The organism is Nostoc sp. DSM 114159 (assembly GCF_053470285.1).
The window spans coordinates 1,601,647-1,619,776 of sequence record NZ_JBPFEH010000001.1 but is presented as its reverse complement, the minus strand read 5'-3'; the positions used below and the strand labels follow the sequence as shown (position 1 = coordinate 1,619,776).

At 45.4% G+C, this 18,130-nt stretch carries 18 protein-coding genes; 15 read left to right on the top strand and 3 right to left on the bottom strand.

What is annotated here, in order from left to right; translation table 11 throughout:
• The first annotated feature begins 58 nt into the window (after nucleotides 1-58).
• The 5 genes from ACR5KR_RS06505 (at nucleotide 59) to ACR5KR_RS06485 (ending at nucleotide 4,307) form a co-directional block, all read left to right on the top strand.
• The gene (locus ACR5KR_RS06505; protein ID WP_445627252.1) at nucleotides 59-757 is read left to right on the top strand and encodes an SRPBCC family protein; all 699 of its coding nucleotides are present in this window, start codon (nucleotides 59-61) and stop codon (nucleotides 755-757) included.
• 100 nt (nucleotides 758-857) lie between these two features.
• Entirely contained in the window at nucleotides 858-2,027 is a 1,170-nt protein-coding gene (locus tag ACR5KR_RS06500) for a zinc-dependent alcohol dehydrogenase (protein ID WP_335006879.1), read from the top strand.
• A gap of 62 nt (nucleotides 2,028-2,089) precedes the next feature.
• Entirely contained in the window at nucleotides 2,090-2,479 is a 390-nt protein-coding gene (locus ACR5KR_RS06495; RefSeq protein ID WP_448265892.1) for a hypothetical protein, read from the top strand.
• 164 nt (nucleotides 2,480-2,643) lie between these two features.
• Nucleotides 2,644-3,813: a zinc-dependent alcohol dehydrogenase gene (locus tag ACR5KR_RS06490; RefSeq protein ID WP_448265891.1), complete on the top strand. Its 1,170-nt coding sequence runs from the start codon at nucleotides 2,644-2,646 to the stop codon at nucleotides 3,811-3,813.
• Nucleotides 3,814-3,965: 152 nt separating this feature from the next.
• Nucleotides 3,966-4,307: a cupin domain-containing protein gene (locus tag ACR5KR_RS06485; protein ID WP_448265890.1), complete on the top strand. Its 342-nt coding sequence runs from the start codon at nucleotides 3,966-3,968 to the stop codon at nucleotides 4,305-4,307.
• Between the two features lie 261 nt (nucleotides 4,308-4,568).
• Here ACR5KR_RS06485 and ACR5KR_RS06480 read toward each other — a convergent pair whose 3' ends face one another.
• Nucleotides 4,569-5,918 (bottom strand): IS4 family transposase, encoded by a 1,350-nt coding sequence (locus ACR5KR_RS06480; RefSeq protein ID WP_448270108.1) that lies wholly within the window; start codon nucleotides 5,916-5,918, stop codon nucleotides 4,569-4,571.
• A 418-nt stretch (nucleotides 5,919-6,336) separates the two neighbouring features.
• Between ACR5KR_RS06480 and ACR5KR_RS06475 the strand changes: the two genes are divergently transcribed.
• The 4 genes from ACR5KR_RS06475 (at nucleotide 6,337) to ACR5KR_RS06460 (ending at nucleotide 11,243) form a co-directional block, all read left to right on the top strand.
• Nucleotides 6,337-6,960: a (2Fe-2S)-binding protein gene (locus ACR5KR_RS06475; RefSeq protein WP_099103683.1), complete on the top strand. Its 624-nt coding sequence runs from the start codon at nucleotides 6,337-6,339 to the stop codon at nucleotides 6,958-6,960.
• On the top strand, nucleotides 6,947-7,930 hold the full coding sequence (locus ACR5KR_RS06470) for an FAD binding domain-containing protein (RefSeq protein WP_448265889.1): 984 nt from the start codon (nucleotides 6,947-6,949) through the stop codon (nucleotides 7,928-7,930). Before ACR5KR_RS06475 ends, ACR5KR_RS06470 begins: the two co-directional genes overlap by 14 nt.
• Complete coding sequence (locus tag ACR5KR_RS06465) at nucleotides 7,927-10,140, top strand: xanthine dehydrogenase family protein molybdopterin-binding subunit (protein WP_448265888.1); 2,214 nt, start codon at nucleotides 7,927-7,929, stop codon at nucleotides 10,138-10,140. The genes ACR5KR_RS06470 and ACR5KR_RS06465 overlap by 4 nt, the downstream gene beginning before the upstream one ends.
• 173 nt (nucleotides 10,141-10,313) lie before the next feature.
• Nucleotides 10,314-11,243: a cation diffusion facilitator family transporter gene (locus ACR5KR_RS06460; protein ID WP_448265887.1), complete on the top strand. Its 930-nt coding sequence runs from the start codon at nucleotides 10,314-10,316 to the stop codon at nucleotides 11,241-11,243.
• Between the two features lie 75 nt (nucleotides 11,244-11,318).
• Here ACR5KR_RS06460 and ACR5KR_RS06455 read toward each other — a convergent pair whose 3' ends face one another.
• The gene (locus tag ACR5KR_RS06455) at nucleotides 11,319-11,690 is read right to left on the bottom strand and encodes a hypothetical protein (protein ID WP_448270107.1); all 372 of its coding nucleotides are present in this window, start codon (nucleotides 11,688-11,690) and stop codon (nucleotides 11,319-11,321) included.
• A gap of 389 nt (nucleotides 11,691-12,079) precedes the next feature.
• Between ACR5KR_RS06455 and ACR5KR_RS06450 the strand changes: the two genes are divergently transcribed.
• Both ACR5KR_RS06450 and ACR5KR_RS06445 read left to right on the top strand, forming a co-directional pair.
• Entirely contained in the window at nucleotides 12,080-12,217 is a 138-nt protein-coding gene (locus tag ACR5KR_RS06450; protein WP_448265886.1) for a hypothetical protein, read from the top strand.
• 51 nt (nucleotides 12,218-12,268) lie between these two features.
• A complete protein-coding gene (locus ACR5KR_RS06445) occupies nucleotides 12,269-12,478 on the top strand; it encodes a hypothetical protein (RefSeq protein ID WP_448265885.1) in 210 nt (69 codons plus the stop codon).
• Between the two features lie 77 nt (nucleotides 12,479-12,555).
• On the opposite strand, the gene ACR5KR_RS06440 is transcribed toward ACR5KR_RS06445, so the two are convergent.
• Nucleotides 12,556-13,128, bottom strand: a complete 573-nt coding sequence (locus ACR5KR_RS06440; protein WP_445627262.1) for a DUF3611 family protein — start codon at nucleotides 13,126-13,128, stop codon at nucleotides 12,556-12,558.
• A gap of 573 nt (nucleotides 13,129-13,701) precedes the next feature.
• Between ACR5KR_RS06440 and ACR5KR_RS06435 the strand changes: the two genes are divergently transcribed.
• From ACR5KR_RS06435 to ACR5KR_RS06420, 4 genes are all read left to right on the top strand, one after another.
• A complete protein-coding gene (locus tag ACR5KR_RS06435; protein WP_445627263.1) occupies nucleotides 13,702-13,854 on the top strand; it encodes a twin-arginine translocation signal domain-containing protein in 153 nt (50 codons plus the stop codon).
• Nucleotides 13,855-13,991: 137 nt separating this feature from the next.
• A complete protein-coding gene (locus ACR5KR_RS06430; RefSeq protein ID WP_448265884.1) occupies nucleotides 13,992-14,669 on the top strand; it encodes a DUF4142 domain-containing protein in 678 nt (225 codons plus the stop codon).
• A 245-nt stretch (nucleotides 14,670-14,914) separates the two neighbouring features.
• The gene (locus ACR5KR_RS06425) at nucleotides 14,915-16,231 is read left to right on the top strand and encodes a Gfo/Idh/MocA family protein (protein ID WP_448265883.1); all 1,317 of its coding nucleotides are present in this window, start codon (nucleotides 14,915-14,917) and stop codon (nucleotides 16,229-16,231) included.
• Nucleotides 16,232-16,399: 168 nt separating this feature from the next.
• A complete protein-coding gene (locus ACR5KR_RS06420) occupies nucleotides 16,400-17,971 on the top strand; it encodes an MFS transporter (RefSeq protein ID WP_448265882.1) in 1,572 nt (523 codons plus the stop codon).
• The last annotated feature ends 159 nt before the right edge of the window (nucleotides 17,972-18,130 follow it).

Genomic DNA, 18,130 nt, shown 5'->3' with positions numbered 1-18,130 from the left:
GAAAAAAGAGAGTATTTGTGCCTCTGTGGGAAATTTACTGTGATGGAGATATAAAAAAGTGGCCTCAACATCAGGGGATAAATTAAGTACAAACCAGCCTGAAGCTAGTGAAGTAGAGCGTTGGGCATCTCTCATCGGTGGCGGCGCTATGGTACTGATGGGTTTAAGGCAAGGTTCATTGCGGGGAGCGCTGACGGCATTGGCTGGTGGTGGTTTGATTTATCAAGGTGCAACTAAACAAAGTACAATCCAGCAAGCACAGGAAGCAATCGGGATAAACCAACCCATCAAAGTTGAAAAGACGGTAACAATTAATAAATCGGCAGAAGAATTGTATCGTTTTTGGCATAACTTTGAGAACTTGCCCACATTTATGAAGCATCTCAAGTCTGTCAAAGTGTATAACGAAAAACGTTCTCACTGGATAGCCAATGCACCCTTGGGTAACAGCGTGGAATGGGATGCAGATATTCTCGAAGACCGAGAAAATGAATTTATTTCTTGGGCTTCTGTAGAAGGTGCAGATGTTGATAATTCTGGTTTTGTTCGCTTTAAAAAAGCACCAGGCGATCGCGGCACGGAAGTCAAGGTTGTTTTAGAGTATAACCCCCCCGGTGGAGCATTGGCAGCTACCGTAGCTAAACTTTTTGGTGAAGAACCAGAACAGCAAATTGGTGATGAATTGCGCCGCTTCAAAATGCTAATGGAAGCAGGCGAAATTGCCACCACCGAAGGGCAACCCTCTGGACGTAGCTAGTTATTTGTTCTTTGTCCTTTGTCATTTGTCCTTTGTTTAAAGCGAATGACTAATGACTAATGACTAATGACTAATGACTAATGACTAAGGACTAATAATTATGAAAGCAGTCTGCTGGAACGGTGCTAATGATGTGCGGGTAGAGACAGTACCAGATCCGACAATTCTTAACCCGCGTGATGCAATTATTAAAATTACTTCCACGGCGATTTGTGGCTCCGATCTACATATTTATGGCGGCTATATTCCCACAGTGCAACAGGGTGACATTATTGGTCACGAATTTATGGGGGAAGTCGTGGAAGTTGGTAGAGGAGTCAACAATTTAAAAATAGGCGATCGCGTTGTTGTTCCTTCCACAATTGGCTGTGGTAATTGCCATTATTGCCAACGTGATATGTGGTCATTGTGCGATAATTCCAATCCCAATGGCTGGATTCAAGAAAAATTATTTGGCAATATCACCTCAGCTATTTATGGCTACTCCCATATGTTAGGTGGTTATGCAGGGGCACAAGCAGAATATATCCGTGTACCCTTTGCTGATGTGGGTGTTGTCAAAGTTCCGCCAGATTTGCCGGATGAGATGTTGTTATTCATCTCCGACGCTATCCCCACAGGTTATATGGGTGCAGAGTTATGCGATATCCAACCGGGTGATACTGTAGCCGTTTGGGGTTGCGGTGCTGTTGGACAGTTTGCCATGATTAGCGCCTACATGATGGGAGCCGAAAAAGTGATCGCTATAGATCGCTTTCCCGAACGCCTGGAAATGGCGAAAAAGTTTGCCAAAGCAGAAGTGATTAACTACGAAGAAGTTAATGCTGGCGAAGCGTTGAAAGAGATGACTGGTGGTCGTGGCCCCGATGCTTGTATCGATGCAGTGGGTTTAGAAGCACACGGTGTTGGTTTAGAAGACTTCTACGACCAGACAAAACAAAAGCTCAGATTGGAAACCGACCGTCCCCATGTTTTGCGGGAAATGATGGTCGCCTGTCGTAAAGGCGGGACTCTTTCAATTATGGGTGTTTATGGTGGTTTTGTAGACAAAATACCATTGGGTGCAGCCTTTAATAAGGGTCTAACCTTTAGGATGGGACAAATGCATGGACAAAAATATATGCATTCGTTATTGCAAATGATTTTGGATGGAAAACTCGATCCTTCCTTTGTTGTTACCCATCAATTGCCTCTAGAACAAGCACCCCACGCCTATCACATCTTTCAACAAAAAAAGGATAACTGTATCAAAGTTGTTCTTAAACCCTGAATGGTGAATAGTCATTCAGTGTTTTGAATTGTACACCCAAGATAATCTAATTGAGGTTTTTTATGAATCGAGTAATTTCATGGCTGCGGAATATTCGCATTTCCCAAATCGTTGTAGTTTTCCTCGTAGGATTTATGTTCTTACTGGGTCAGGCTTTTAGCTACGTTGATGTAGCACAAGCTGATGTTAAAAGTCCAGAGGGTACTTATTACAAAGGAGCACCAAATGGGCAAGGTGAAATTAGAAACGATACCCAAATCAATAATACCCAAAAATCACAAAATCCAATAAAAGGCGCTGTTGATAATATCCGCGAAAAATTAAACTTGGATGAAAAAACTCCTGAAGCTACAAAAGAGTTTTTCGATCCTAGTACAAATAGAAGCGCAGATAAAACTTCATCATATGAAGGAAGTAGAGAAGGTTATTATCGCACTCCTTCTAGTAACTAACTCAGAGATAGCAGCTAAACGGTTAGTAAATCTTGAGTCGAATACTTGAATAACTTTTTAGCGGTTATTGAGGCGCGATAACTATCGCGTCTCAAAATTAAGATAAATCGAGTATTTATCTTGATATTAACGAGCCAGAAATGATAACTTAAGGACTAAATATTATGAAAGCAGTTTGCTGGCATGGAGCAAACGATGTGCGGGTTGATACAGTTCCCGACCCCAAAATTCTTAACCCACGCGATGCCATTGTTAAAATTACTTCTACGGCAATTTGTGGTTCAGATTTGCATATTTATGACGGCTACATTCCTACCATGCAAAAGGGTGATATCCTTGGTCATGAATTCATGGGGGAAGTCGTAGAACTGGGAAGTGCAGTTAAAAATGTGAACGTAGGCGATCGCGTCGTTGTTCCCTTCACCATCTCTTGCGGTAGCTGCTTTTTCTGCAATCGGGATTTATGGTCACTGTGCGATAACTCTAACCCCAATGCTTGGTTAGTAGAAAAGCAAATGGGACATTCGCCAGCAGGTCTATTTGGCTACTCTCATTTATTCGGCGGTTACGCTGGCGGTCAAGCAGAGTATGCAAGAGTACCTTTTGCCGATGTAGGCTTGTTCAAAATTCCCGATGGTTTAACGGATGAGCAAGTGCTATTTCTAACAGATATTTTTCCCACAGGCTACATGGCAGCCGAGAACTGCAATATTAAACCCGGTGATATTGTCGCCGTTTGGGGTTGTGGGCCAGTCGGACAATTCGCCATTAAAAGCGCATATATGCTAGGTGCAGAACGGGTAATCGCTTTTGACCGCGTTCCCGAACGTTTGCAAATGGCTAAAGAATACGGCAAAGCTGAAGTTCTCAACTACGAAGAAGTGAATATTGGCGAAGCACTCAAAGAAATGACTGGCGGTCGCGGCCCCGATGCTTGCATTGATGCAGTAGGAATGGAGGCACACGGCACAGACTTTATGGCGATGTACGACCAGGTAAAGCAAGCAGTACGTTTAGAAACAGATCGACCGACGGCATTACGGCAAGTAATAGTATCTGCTGCTAAAGGTGGTCACGTATCCCTTGCGGGTGTGTACGGTGGCTTTTTAGATAAAATCCCAATGGGTGCTGCCATGAACAAGGGATTAACCTTCAAGATGGGACAAACGAATGTCCACAAGTATCTAAAACCTTTGCTAGAACACATCCAAAACGGTGAAATCGATCCAACGTTTATTATCACCCATACTTTACCTTTAGAACAAGCGCCCCACGGCTACGAGATTTTTAAGCACAAGAAAGATAACTGCATCAAAGTTGTACTAAAACCGTAGTGGGGAATAGGGAATAGGGAATGGGGAGTTTGCAGTTAGGAGTTTGGAATTCTCTGCTTCTGCCTGTTTTCAATGCCCAATGCCCAATACTTCGACTTCGCTCAGTACAAGTGCCCAATGCCCAAAGTTAAAAATATAAAGAGGCAGAAAATATGTCTGATACAACCGTTATCAAAGTAGACTCTAGCCATTCCCCTAAAGGCCAACTTGGTCAGAAATATCTTGCATCTGGCAAAACCATTTCTATGCGCCTATGGGAAAATGAGGAACCGAACGAACCTAAAGAGCCAACAGCACGGGAATATGAAACTGTAGGTTATGTAATTACTGGTCGTGCAGAATTGCATATTGAAGGGCAAACGATTTTACTAGAACCTGGGAGTTCTTGGGTAGTAGCAAAAGGAGCTAGTCATACCTATAAAATTTTAGAATCATTTACTGCTGTTGAAGCAACCAGTCCACCTGCTCAAGTTCACGGGCGAGACGAAAACTGATTTGCGATCGCTAAAAACCTATAGCCGCTTTCAATGGCATGGAATATAAAGCATTCGTAGGAGAACAATATTCTTGTTCTCCTACGAATGCTTTCCAGTTTAGAGGTTGTTTTAAAGTCTTTTGCTGTGATTTTTATCACATTTTTACCCCCCTTAATCCCCTTAGAAAGGGGGGAAACAAGAAATCTCTAGTTCCCTCCCCTTTATAACTACGGTGTACACACAAATCGCATTACCCCCCTTAATCCCCCCTTTCTAAGGCTACGGTGTACACACAAGTAGTCCTAGAGCGAGTTTCCAGCCGAAAAAGGTAGATTCAAACTGATATAATCCGCGAATCAAAGTAGTAATTCCGGGAGGTTTCTGAGACTTATAACCAGACCAACCACCAAGTCGAGCAATAATCCAAGTAGCCCAAGCAAGGGTTTGAGGAGGATAAGGATTTTGTTGCAATTGAGTTTTCCCATCGAGAGTTGGTGCGTAGGCGTAGCCCGCCGCAGGCATCGTAGACAAGCATTGCAGTTGCTCGTCCGAAAAGGCAACAGTTGCAGGCAAATCAGGATTTTCTCGTCCCTGAATCAATTGTAAAATTCTCACAGCAGTAGACAAAGCCAACACAGTTAGTCGTTGGATGGCAGCAATCGACTCTAACTGGGTAGCTTCGAGATTTAATCCGGCTTTTTTGAGGGTGGCAAACAACTGTTCAATTCGCCATCGCCATGTATACCATCTAATCACTTGTAATGCTTGTTCTAAACAAACGACTTGGTGAGTCGTCAGCAATCGCCAATGAATCGGTTCTTGACCAACAGGTGGGTTGACTTCCACAGCTTCAACTGCATAAAGCGTTACACTAGCGGGATAATCTAAAGCACTCAATTGATCTGGACGTTGAATTTTCACCACCGCACGGCGAAGGATTAATAATGCCTCTCTTGCGGTTCTACCGATACGTGAATCTGCCGGGACATCTACGGTATAAGTTCCCTCACTAGATTGTTGGTTTAAATACGTATAAAGCGATTGAGTTTGTCCTGCAAGGCGACGGTCTTGGCAAGCTCTTACCAATACATGATTGTCTCGATTTGGTACAGTGGCAAATTCCTCATACAAATCGCTTTCTCGGTCGGCGATATGAGTCACTACTTTGGCTAACCCAATACTTAAACATCTTTGAGTATCCGTTGCCGAACGCAACCACTTATATGACTCCTTCTGTTCTATCGGCAATTTGTGGTACTTTCGCTCATGCTTATCCGCATGGTTGATGTCTCTAGTCCATAGATGTACTGTGCTTATCCCCAAAGGAAATCCATTTTCTGCATCCAATATTAGAGTGGGATGAATATAAAATCCCACATCTGTGTTGTTTCCTACTACACCTTTCCCCTTTGCTTTTAACCTGCCTACATGAGCCTGCAAGTTAATTTCGCTGGTATCACTTATTGCTAATATATGCTTTCCTTCTACCTGTAATACGCACTGGTCTGACAGGCTTCGGACTAATTCTCCTACTGTCACATTCTCATTTTCCAAAAAGCGGTAGTATCCCACTTGTTCTGCTCTATTTCTACTGATTTGACGAATGCTGACTGATTGATGTTTTCCCATTGCTTCGTACAATGCTGCCCCCTTTTTATCAGTCGAGGGTCTCCAAATGCTTTTCCCTCAACCAGTTGAGCGTGAATTCTTATTGGATTTTCCACCACTTCTTACTCCCCACAACTCCTTCTGTTATTAGTTTACTTGGACTTGTGTGTACACCGTAGCCTTTATAAGGGGAGGGTTAGGGTGGGGTGCAATGACTGGGGGAATCATAACTAATTACCCGGACTTGATATCTATTTTGAGAATTCTAGATAATACTTATGGCATAAATCTTCTGATAGAGAGACATAATCAGATGAAATTGTATTCTATTAACAATGTCTTTTTAGAGAAAATGCTTCTCAGAAAATCTGGTTTTCTATCAATAATTTTAGTAATAATTACTCAATATTTTTAACAAAAACAAAATGGAGCGAACTAAATGAGGTTTGTCTTAAGACGCCGCAAGTTGGGTCAATTGATGGTCTTCAGCACAGTAGCGGCGACGATCGCTAATTTTGTAGAGAAAGCGGTAGCAGAAACTCAAGTAAAAAAAACTACTCCTATGTTGGCAACTTCCACTTCTGAAACTGTGAAGGTGACGCTACAAGTGAATGGAACACCACATAGTTTACAGATTGAACCGCGTGTTACTTTACTTGATGCACTTCGGGAATATCTAGGATTAATTGGTACTAAAAAAGGTTGCGATCATGGTCAGTGTGGTGCTTGCACGGTGCTGGTCGATGGGCAACGGATTAATTCCTGCCTGACATTTGCAATTATGCACACCGACGCAAAAATTACAACTATTGAAGGGTTGGAACAAGGAAACAATCTGCATCCGATGCAAGCCGCGTTTCTGTCCCGCGATGCGTTTCAGTGCGGCTACTGCACGCCAGGACAGATTTGTTCGGCGGTGGGTTTGGTGAACGAGGGACACGCCAAGTCAGATGCCGACATTCGCGAATTAATGAGCGGCAATATCTGCCGTTGCGGTGCTTATCCAAACATCGTGGCTGCTGTCCGCGATGTCTTAGAGGGAAAAAAAGATGCAGCCGTTTAGCTATAAAAAAGCAGGACAGGCAGAAAATGCTGTGGCGTTGGTTACTCCAGATGCCCAAGCCTCGTACCTAGCTGGTGGTACTAGCCTCATCGATTTGATGAAGTTGAATGTCCAGAACCCAAGAGAGTTGGTTGACATTAACCCACTCCCACTGAGCAAGATAGAAGTACAGGGTAACGGTGTGCGGATTGGAGCAACAGCAAGCAATAGCGATGTTGCTTATAATCCGCTCATTCAAGAGCGTTATCCGATGCTATCAGAGGCATTGCTGTCTGGGGCATCACCGCAACTGCGAAACATGGCAACAGTAGGCGGAAATTTGCTGCAACGTACCCGGTGTTACTACTTCCGCGATACTTCAATGCCCTGTAACAAGCGCGTTCCCGGTTCAGGTTGTGCGGCAATTGAGGGCTATAACCGGATTCACGCGATTCTTGGCGGTAGCGATCGCTGTATTGCCACCCATCCTTCTGATATGGCGGTGGCAATGGTGGCACTCGATGCCGTTGTGCAAACCCGCGGGCCCAGAGGAGAGCGCAGTATTCCGTTGGTAGATTTTCATCTTCTACCTGGCGAAACTCCAGAAAAGGAAACGGTTCTAGAACACGGAGAGTTAATTGTTGCTGTTGATTTACCTGCTTTAAACTTCGCAAAGCGATCGCACTATTTAAAAGTCCGCGATCGCGCCTCTTATGCCTTTGCGATGACATCGGTTGCAGCTGCATTAGATATTCAAAATGGCATCATTCGCGCGGCACGGATTGCCCTTGGTGGCGTAGGCACAAAGCCTTGGCGTGCCTTGGAAGCAGAAAAAATACTTTTGAACAAACCAGCTAACCAGGCAACATTTCAAGCAGCTGCGGACGCTGCGATCGCCGGCGCTAAACCTCAAAAATACAACGGCTTTAAAGTCGAACTGACTAAACGCACAATTGTGAAGGCGCTGACAACAGTGGGAGGGATGGCATGAATACAGGGGATAAAAATACAGTTGTCGGCAAACCGCTCAATCGAGTTGATGGATATCTGAAGGTAACAGGCGGCGCACGCTACGCGGCTGAGTTTCCAGTAGCAAAAATGACTTATGGCGTGACAATTCAAAGTGCGATCGCCAAAGGTAAAATTGCCCAAATCGATACCAAGGCGGCGGAACAAGTACCGGGTGTATTAGCAGTAATTACCCACCTGAATGCGCCCAAAGCTGATGGAGAAAAGGGCGGCGGTCGCAAGTTGCAAGTCCTGCAAGATAACGTTGTGCTTTATAGCGGTCAGCATATTGGTGTTGTGGTTGCCGATACCTTTGAACGAGCGATGTATGCTGCTTCGCTGGTGCAAGTTCGCTATGACGAAGAGAAAGCAACCATTAATATGCAAGAAAACCTCACTAAGGCATACTTGCCTAAAGGTAAAATCCCTAGAGAGGAACCGCCCGACTTAGCGCACGGCAATATCAACCAAGGACTAGCGGCGGCGGCTGTCCGCGTCGAGCAAACTTATACCACCCCAGTAGAAAATCACAATCCGATGGAGCCTCATGCTACAACAGCAGTTTGGCAAGGCGATGAACTGCTGCTGTATGACGCAACTCAGGGAATCTTTCAGGCTCAACAAAAAGTTGCGGGGGTATTAGGAATTGAGCCTGAGAAAGTCCGCATTATGTCTTACTTTGTGGGCGGTGGCTTCGGTTGCAAAGGATCGGCTTGGTCGCATGTGCCAATAGCGGCGATGGCAGCACGGCAGGTTAATCGCCCAGTGAAATTAGTTTTGGGACGCATACAGATGTATGGGCCTGTGGGCTTTCGACCGGAGACAATTCAACAGGTTTCTTTAGGTGCAACCCGCGATGGCAAATTGACTGCTTTGCGACACACCGGGATTTCGCAAACTTCAACTTTCGATGAATTTATCGAACCTGTTGGTAAAAGCGCCCGGATGCTTTACGCCAGCCCGAATATCGAAACTAGCCACCATCTGGTTCAGATCGATCAAGGAACACCTACCTTTATGCGCGCCCCAGGCGAAGCTTCTGGGTCGTTCGCTTTAGAATCGGCAATGGACGAACTAGCTTATGCACTTAATATCGATCCGGTGGAACTGCGTTTGCGTAACCATGCTGATGTCGATCCAAGTAAAGGACTGCCTTGGTCGAGCAAGTCACTGATCCAGTGCTACAGATTAGGAGCAGAAAAGTTTGGTTGGCAAAAGCGCAATCCTCAGCCTCGTTCGATGCGAGATGGCAACTATTTAATTGGTTGGGGGATGGCGACAGCTACTTATCCTACTAACCGTTCTCCAGCATCAGCGATCGCCCGAATTATGGCAGACGGTACAGCCGTTGTACAGAGCGGTTCGCAAGATATTGGTACGGGAACTTATACTGTGATGACTCAAGTTGCAGCTGAAGCACTCAGTTTACCAGTTGAGAAAGTTCGGTTTGAACTAGGCGATACCAAGATGCCACAAACCCCCGTTTCTGGTGGTTCGCAAACTGCCGCCAGTGTCAGTTCAGCCGTGCATTTAGCGGGAAATCAAGCTCGCAGTCAGCTTTTGCAACTAGCACTTGCCGATCGAAAATCACCCCTTTATAGTTCAAATGCTGAGGATGTGATTGCCGAAAATGGCAGCTTTTTCTTAAAGAATAAATCCTCTGCCAGCGAAACATATCAGGCAATCTTGGCACGGCATGGAAAGAACATGATTGAAGCGCGTGCAGATGCCAAGCTGGGAGAAGAACAAGAAAAGTTCTCAATGCACTCATTTGGAGCGCAGTTTGCCGAAGTACGCGTTGAGCCTGATTTGGGCGAAGTGCGAATATCGCGCTGGGTGGGAACTTTTGGCGTTGGACGCATCCTCAATGCTAAAACAGCCAACAGTCAGCTGATTGGTGGGATTATTTATGGTATTGGCATGGCGCTAATGGAACACACAGTAACAGACCCCAATCTAGGACGCGTTGTCAACCATGATTTAGCTGAGTATCACGTACCAGTGAATGCAGACGTTCCCGATATTCAGGTGTTGTTTGTCGATGAACGCGATCCACATATCAACCCGCTTGGTGTCAAAGGAATTGGCGAAATTGGCATTACCGGCACTGCGGCAGCGATCGCTAATGCTGTCTATCATGCCACAGGTAAGCGCATCCGCGATTTGCCAATTACCTTAGACAAACTGCTGTAGATATGGCGATCGCAACACTTGTAGAGACGCGATTTATCGCGTCTTGAATTTATCGCGTCTTGAATTTATCGCGTATTGAAATACCAATCAGTAGAAGACTCAAGATTGATGACCAGTCAAGTAAAATTTGGTACTCTTATCTCGGAATCACTGTAATTACGTCCGCGACCGAGATGAGTAGTCGAACAGCCCGATCCTACGCTTTCTTATCGATTGCAGCAGCAATCATCACTATTGCCCTAAAATTTGGCGCTTACCTGCTAACCGGGTCAATAGGTTTGCTCTCAGATGCTATTGAGTCAATTGTAAATCTCGTGGCAGCATTGGTTGCTCTCTGGGCATTGACCTATGCTGATAAACCAGCCGATGCCGAACACGCCTTTGGGCATTCTAAAGCCGAATACTTCTCCAGTGGTGCAGAAGGTGCGTTGATTATAGTGGCAGCCATTAGCATTGCTGTTGAAGCTTGGGGACGCTTGCTGCATCCAGAACCATTAACACAACTGGGATTAGGGTTGGCACTCTCCCTCTTTGCAACCGCAATCAACGGCGTTGTTGCCTTTATTTTGCTACGAGCAGGGCGACGGTTGCGTTCCATTACACTGAGGGCTGATGCTCACCATCTGTTTACCGATGTAGTAACTTCGGCTGGTGTAGTAGTTGGAATCTTTCTCGTCAAAGTAACAGGCACTCTCGTACTCGATCCAATTGTTGCGCTGATAGTAGCAGCAAATATTACTTGGACAGGATTTCGTTTGCTGCGGGAAACCGGTAGCGCCTTACTGGATGCAGCTTTGCCTAAAAAAGAAATTGACGCAATTAAGAGCATCCTTAACGAGTACAAAGGTCAAGACATCCAGTTTCATGCCTTGCGAACCCGTACTGCTGGAACCCGTCGCTTTGTTTCCTTTCATGTTCTCGTGCCTGGATCTTGGACAGTGCAACAAGGACATGATTTGTGTGAGGCAATTGAACTGGCTATTGTTCGGGTGCTGCCTTCAACCCACGTTACAACTCATCTAGAACCTGTAGAAGATCCAGTTTCTTGGGAAGATTTGGAGTTGGAGCGTTTGAGCAATCAGCAAATGCAAGATATGAAATAAGAGATTAATTGCTAGCGATCGCACTCATAAATTACAACACATAATACTGCAAATGCGATCGCTTCCAGTACGGGATTACGCCATCGCAACTTGCTTTTTCCGCGAAGGACGCTTGCGGTCTGATTTTTTCTTCAATCCCACAGCTTGGGCTTGATCGCTATCTGAGCCATATTGCCCGCGTACAACTTCTTTCATCGCTAATACGGCATTATGAAATTCCCACTCTGCTAATCGCGCAGCATCAGCAGCAGCACGGTATAAAGCTAGTTTCTCGGTTTCGGTTTGTTGAGAAATCAACATTGCTTGATAAGCTTCCTGTAAATTAGCAGCCGAGGCATCAGCACGAGTTGTATTGTAAGTGCTGACGGTTTGTAAACCGTGGAATGAGTCAATATCTTGACTAATCAGTTGAGGACGCAAACGGTTTGTTGTATTTTGGGGAGGCATATCTGCATACTTAGTAAGTTGTACATTTAATGTACCCATTACAACAAAAAAGCTATCAGTAAGATGAAATTTTCAGATAGGGCAAGGTTAGAAAGGATAGTTTAAGATAACAGACCGATGTATTGGCATAACAGACCGATGTATTGGCATAACAGACCGATGTATTAACATAACAGACCGATGTATTGGCATAACAGACCGATGTATTGGCATAACAGACCGATGTATTGGCATAACAGACCGATGTATTGGCATAACAGACCGATGTATTAACATAACAGACCGATGTATTGGCATTGCAGACCGATGCAATTACAAAACCGTAAGACGACACTAAAAACCACGAGGAGCATTAAAATTTCTAACACTCTAAAGCTGAAGTGTCACTAGTGGGAATACAATCAAAAAATTATACAGTTTTTGACCCTGTTGAACAGGGACACCTGTTTGGTGATGTTCCAGCATTGTTCTTGGTAGCGATCATCCTTGGCTTTTTAGCGCCCCGCAAAGTAGTGTCAAGTACATAAACAGGCTACCCCTACGCTCTATTCTTTACTGTACTTTAGATATGAGGGGGCATGAAAATCGAACCGCAAAGAGCGCAAAGAAAGATAGAAGAAGGAGCGATCGCATCTCTCATAAACTGCAACGCCGAATACTGCGAATGCGTAAGCGTAGCCAGCACTTCTCTACGAGACGCTGCGCGAACGACTACGCTCTGTTACCACCGTAGGCATCGCCGAAACGATGAAACCTCAATCATGCGATTGGCGATCGCTAATTTCTAAACTCAATTAAGTTGATTAACTTGCGATCCCTTCCAGCAGGCGGTTACGCCATCGCTACTGACTTTTTGCTTTGGTGACTATTGCTCTAACCAGTTAAGCAGCCCAAGTGAAGTAGCGCCTCCGACAAAGTGAGCGCCAATCAGATTGACATTGGCCAAAACCACAAAAATATCTAGAGACCGAATGACATTTTCAGGTCTATAGACTCCTATTGTTTGAGGTAGAGCTAGCGTTTTCGCTAATACAGCAATAACAGTCACTTCAGATGCTAGAAAAGCTAAAAATAGCCCTATAAAACTAACAATTAGCCCAATTTGTAATACTTGAATTACATCCTGTTTACTTGGATGTAATTCTCGATTAGGCAACTGTAAAAGTTTGTTTAAACGCCTGTAGCGGTTCATCCAGTAGAGCCGGAAACACAGCACTAAAATTCCAATAATGCCCAAAAATACTCCAAAACCCATAACCGAATTTGTCGTTGTTTGGGCAGCGACGTTACGGCTAAATATAGCCAGTAACAAAGCCAAGATAGAAACAGTGCCTAATGCTAACTGTACCCAAAAACTAATTGGTCTTACTACACCGAAAGTGGCTGCAAATTTTCGTTTGGTTGGTACAGGTAAGTATGAATTTAGGTCATTTGTCATCTTTCTTCTCCTAAAACTTACGCCAATTGATCGTTGCAATCGAAACCTCTACGCGCTGCCTACGTAGATACTTATCGAAGAAGGCTTTTACCCGGATTTCTCACCGATGCTCAAGGTCTGTGCTTGTGCAGGGGAGCAGGGGGCAGGGGGCAGGGGGCAGGGGGCAGGGGGCAGGGGGCAGGGAGCAGGGAGCAGAGGAGAGTTATTGTACAAGTTCTTTCCCCTCTGCCCCTCTGCCCCTTCCCTCAAGCTTGTGAGAAATGCGGGTTTTACTCTATTGTCTGCGGCAGTGCCAAAGTCACTATACCCAGCACCTTGAGCATAGTTAGCGGATAACGCCCACTAACTATTCTCCCATACCTTTTTTCGTTCACCTTTGTAAATGCATTGGCTTGCATTAGGAATACATCAACTTGCATTATGAATGCATCTATTTGCATTAAGAATGCATCGGCTTGTATTGTGAATGCATCTTGCGGAATATATTTAAAAGCACACCTTAGCTAGAGTCTCTGCATCAGCTAGCAGTGATAATATACGGCTCATTCCTGTTGGTGCTTGTAGGAGACAATTATGGAAATTAGTAGACGCAGCTTGTTAAAAACTGCTTCTGCTTCGGGATTAGTGGCAGCAGGACTTGCAGTTTCGGAAGGATTTTTGCAACCACTCCTCGCCCAAACAGAACTCAACCAGATAATATCCCTGCATTCAATCGAGAAATCTTGAATCCATTTACACAATTTGCACCAGCGGCATCTGCTTCACATTAATCGGCTTTGTTTGTAGTTTACTCAACTGTGCGATCGCGCTTAGTTTTCATTCAACGTTTCAAAATATAGCTTTATCCAAGGAGAACACTAATTATGTCCAATTTCAAAATATTTTCTACTGGTATAGTAGCGATCGCTTTATCTCTGGCGACTGGTTGCACACCGACTACTCCGCACGACCAGACTACATCTGAAGCTCCAGTTGCCGTACCTGTACAAGGAACTGAGAGTCCATCCCCAACTGTATCACCAACTACCTCACCAACTCCATCAGGGCAAAATAACCTCAGTTCGGCAGACAGAAAGTTCATAACTGAAGCCGCTCAAGGTGGTTTAGCAGAAGTCCAACTAGGACAACTAGCATCACAACGTGGAACTAGCGATGCGGTAAAACAGTATGGACAGCGTATGGTTCAAGATCATACCCTGGCAAATAATCAACTCAAACAGTTAGCGACTCAAAAAGGTATCACGCTGCCAACTACTATTGGCACCAAAAATCAGCAAGTAAAGCAACGTTTATCCAAACTTTCTGGTGCTAGGTTCGATCGCCAATATTTGAATCAGATGCTTCAAGATCATGAAAAAGATGTCTCTCTATTTCAAACTGAAGCTGAACAAGGACAAGATGCAGACGTGAAAACATTTGCGGGTCAAACTCTACCAATTCTCCAAGACCACTTGCAAGAAGTTCGTTCCCTTATTAATCCTGGAAGTTCAACTAGCACCCCAACTCCAACTAGTACCCCAACTCCAACCACTACCCCGTAAGGCAATACAGTTCAGTTAAGCATTTCTTCTTTCTCTTTATATCCGCTGCGCGTACTCTTGCAAAGAAGCAAGCTACGCGTAGCGTTTTGTAGAGCAGGAGTGGCGTAAAGCGTATGTGGGACAAACGTTTGAGCTTAAATTGACCAATGAGCAATGATGTGCACCGACGAGAGATGTGGTTCAAATACATGAAAACTGCTGTCAGCCCAAAATTTAATTATTAAGAAGAATTTTAAGGAACCACGATGTCTAAATTGTTTAAAGGAAAAATTTCTCGTCGTCAAATTCTGACTACAGCTGGGTTAGGAGCCGTTTCAGCCGCCGCAATTGGTAGTATGGGCGAAGAGGTTACTGCCCAACAGCCAACAGCACAAGCCACTCCCCGCGGAGGTGAGTTGCCGCCTCAGATTAAGTTTGCGCCCATCTCAGAAAAAACTGAGGTTGATACGGGTGGCCCACCAACTGCATTACCTCCAGAGCGACGTTTGGGATTTGCGATCGTTGGACTTGGCAGACTGACATTAGAAGAAATCATGCCTGCGTTTGCAGAATGTAAACTAGCAAAGCCAACTGCATTAGTTAGTGGTGATGCTGCCAAAGCAAATCTTGTTGCCCAGCAGTATGGCATTAAACCGCAGAACGTTTACAACTATCAGAATTACGACAATCTCCGCAACAATCCAGACGTTGATGTGATTTATATTGTACTGCCTAACAGTATGCACCGGGAATATACGGTGCGGGGTGCAAAAGCTGGAAAGCATATTTTGTGTGAGAAGCCAATGGCAACCACAGTCGAAGATGCTCAACAGATGATCGACGCGTGCAAACAAGCGAATCGCAAGTTAATGATTGCTTATCGCTGCCAATATGAGCCGCACCATCGCGCCATGATTGGGATGATCCGTAGCAAAGAATTGGGAACTGTGAAGGTGATTCAGGCAGATAACGGACAAAACCAGGGAGGTGACTTAAATCAGTGGCGATTGAAACGCGCCTTAGCTGGAGGTGGCTCCTTACCGGATGTAGGAATTTATTGCTTGAATGCAACTCGCTATTTAACAGGAGAGGAACCGATCGCAATTAGCGCCCAAATCTTCAGCACTCCTGGCGATCCGCGCTTCAAAGAAGTTGAAGAAAGTGTCACCTTCCAGTTGCGGTTTCCCAGTGGCATACTAGGGATTTGCTCAACTAGCTACGGCTTTCACGAAGGGCGTCGGTTTCGCGTTTTCGGCTCTGATGCTTGGGGACAACTCGATCCGGCGTTCTCCTACAACGGTTTGCGAATGATGATTTCGCGCAAATCGCCAACCAACAGCATGGCAGAAAATATTAGCGAAGTGCGCATAGGCGAGAAGAATCAGTTTGCCTTAGAAATCGATCACATGGCAGATTGTGTGATTCAGAATAAACAACCCCATACGCCTGGTGAAGAAGGTTTGCAAGACCAAAAACTAATGGCGTTGATTTACGAAGCGGCACAAACAGGTAAAACGATTACCTTACCTCGTGTGTCAGGATTAGATACCACTCGTGGCCCCGCTCCTCGAATGCTGAAGTAATATGTGCATACCCCCGCATTTCTCACAAGCTTGAGTGCAGAGGTGCTTCAGAGGCAGAGGGGAAAGAACTTGTACAAGAACTCTCCTCTGCTCCCCTGCTCCCCTGCTCCCCTGCTCAAGAGCACAAGGTTTTGAGAGATGTGGTGATAAATCCGAGATACCGCAGTCATGACAACCTCTGCTTGGAGTCCGCTCCGTAAATCTTTGTTTCGCGATCGCTGGATTGCCTCGATTGTCTCCAACATTGGCGGTTGGATGGAGGACACGGCGGGAGCTTGGTTAATGACTTCTCTTACCACCTCTCCTCTGTTGGTGGCACTGATGCAAACAGCCGCAACTTTGCCAGTGCTGCTGTTAGGATTACCAGCCGGAGCAACGGCAGATATTTTCGATCGCCGTCGGTTACTGCTGTTTTGGCAAGTCTGGATGCTGGTTGCGGCACTGATCTTGAGTGGATTGATTTTTGCAGGTAAGATTACACCGTGGTCACTGCTGGCGCTGACGTTTTTGCTCAACGTGGGAGCGGCAATGAATGGCCCAGCTTGGCAAGCTATTGTACCAGAATTAGTACCGCGATCGGAACTGATGGCTGCCATTGCTTTAAATAGTGCTGGGTTTAACATTGCGCGAGCAGTTGGGCCTGCGATCGCAGGTTTTATATTGGTGGCGGCAAATGCGGGAGTCGTCTTTTTGATTGATGCCCTTTCCTTTATCGGGGTGATTTTCATCCTTTACCGTTGGCAGCGCCAACCGCTTTATGAAAGCGCCCTGCCCGCAGAGCGAGTATTGGGTTCTGTGCGAGCTGGTATTCGCTATGTCCGTTTTTCTCCCGCCCTGCAAGCCGTGTTAATTCGAGCCGCTGTTTTAACTAGTTGCACGAGTGCTTTGTTAGCCTTGCTGCCTTTAGTAGCACAACAAGATTTGCGACAAGGAGCAGGTGGGTATGGTTTACTACTCGGTTGCTTTGGATTGGGGGCGATTTTCGGTGCAATTTTGCTGCCACGAGTGCGTCAACGTCTCACAGCCGATGGAGTTGTGATTGCCGGAACTCTGGTGTTTGCAGTTGCGACCTTAATTCTGGCATTCATTCACAACGTACTTTTGGTATTGCTAGCTTTGCTGGCGGCGGGAATTGCCTGGACAAGTATGACATCCAGTTTGAATATTACAGTGCAGCTTGCAGTTCCCGCTTGGGTGCAGGCGCGGGCACTAGGAACTTATCAGATGGTATTTCAAGGAGGTTCAGCAATTGGTAGTATTGTTTGGGGTGCAGCGGCAGAGCATTGGGGTATGCAGACTGCCTTATTCATTGCTGCGATCGGCTTAGTCGGGGGAACGTTCACAGCGCGGCGTTATCGCTTGCTATCAGGAAAACTGGATTTAGGCCCAGCATTACGGCGAGCAGAACCGCTGGTAGTAATTGAATTGCAACCAGAAGAAGGGCCAGTTTTAGTCACACTTGAATATTGTATTGACCCAGTTCAAGCAGAAGAATTCATTGCGGCAATTAATGCCCTGCGCGTGGTGCGGCTACGAGATGGTGCGATTCGCTGGGGCATCTTTCATGATACATCTGTGCCGCATCGCTACTTAGAGACGTTTATCGTCGAGTCTTGGGTAGATCATTTACGTCAATATGAGCGGTTTACAGTGGCAGATCGAGAAATTCGCGAAAGGGTTTTTGCCTTTCATCAAGGCGATAAACCCCCAGTTATTTCTCACATGATTTATGCTCGCTAATCCCAAGAAGCACGAGCTTAAAAAAGACTGAAAACAGGATATTCTTAAACAAACGTGAGTTCGACAGACCTCTTTCTCCCAGCCTCTTTTTCTTAAAAGGCGCTACGGTGTATACACAAATCTGAAATAGAGTACACGTAAGGAGAGTTTTTGCTCCCC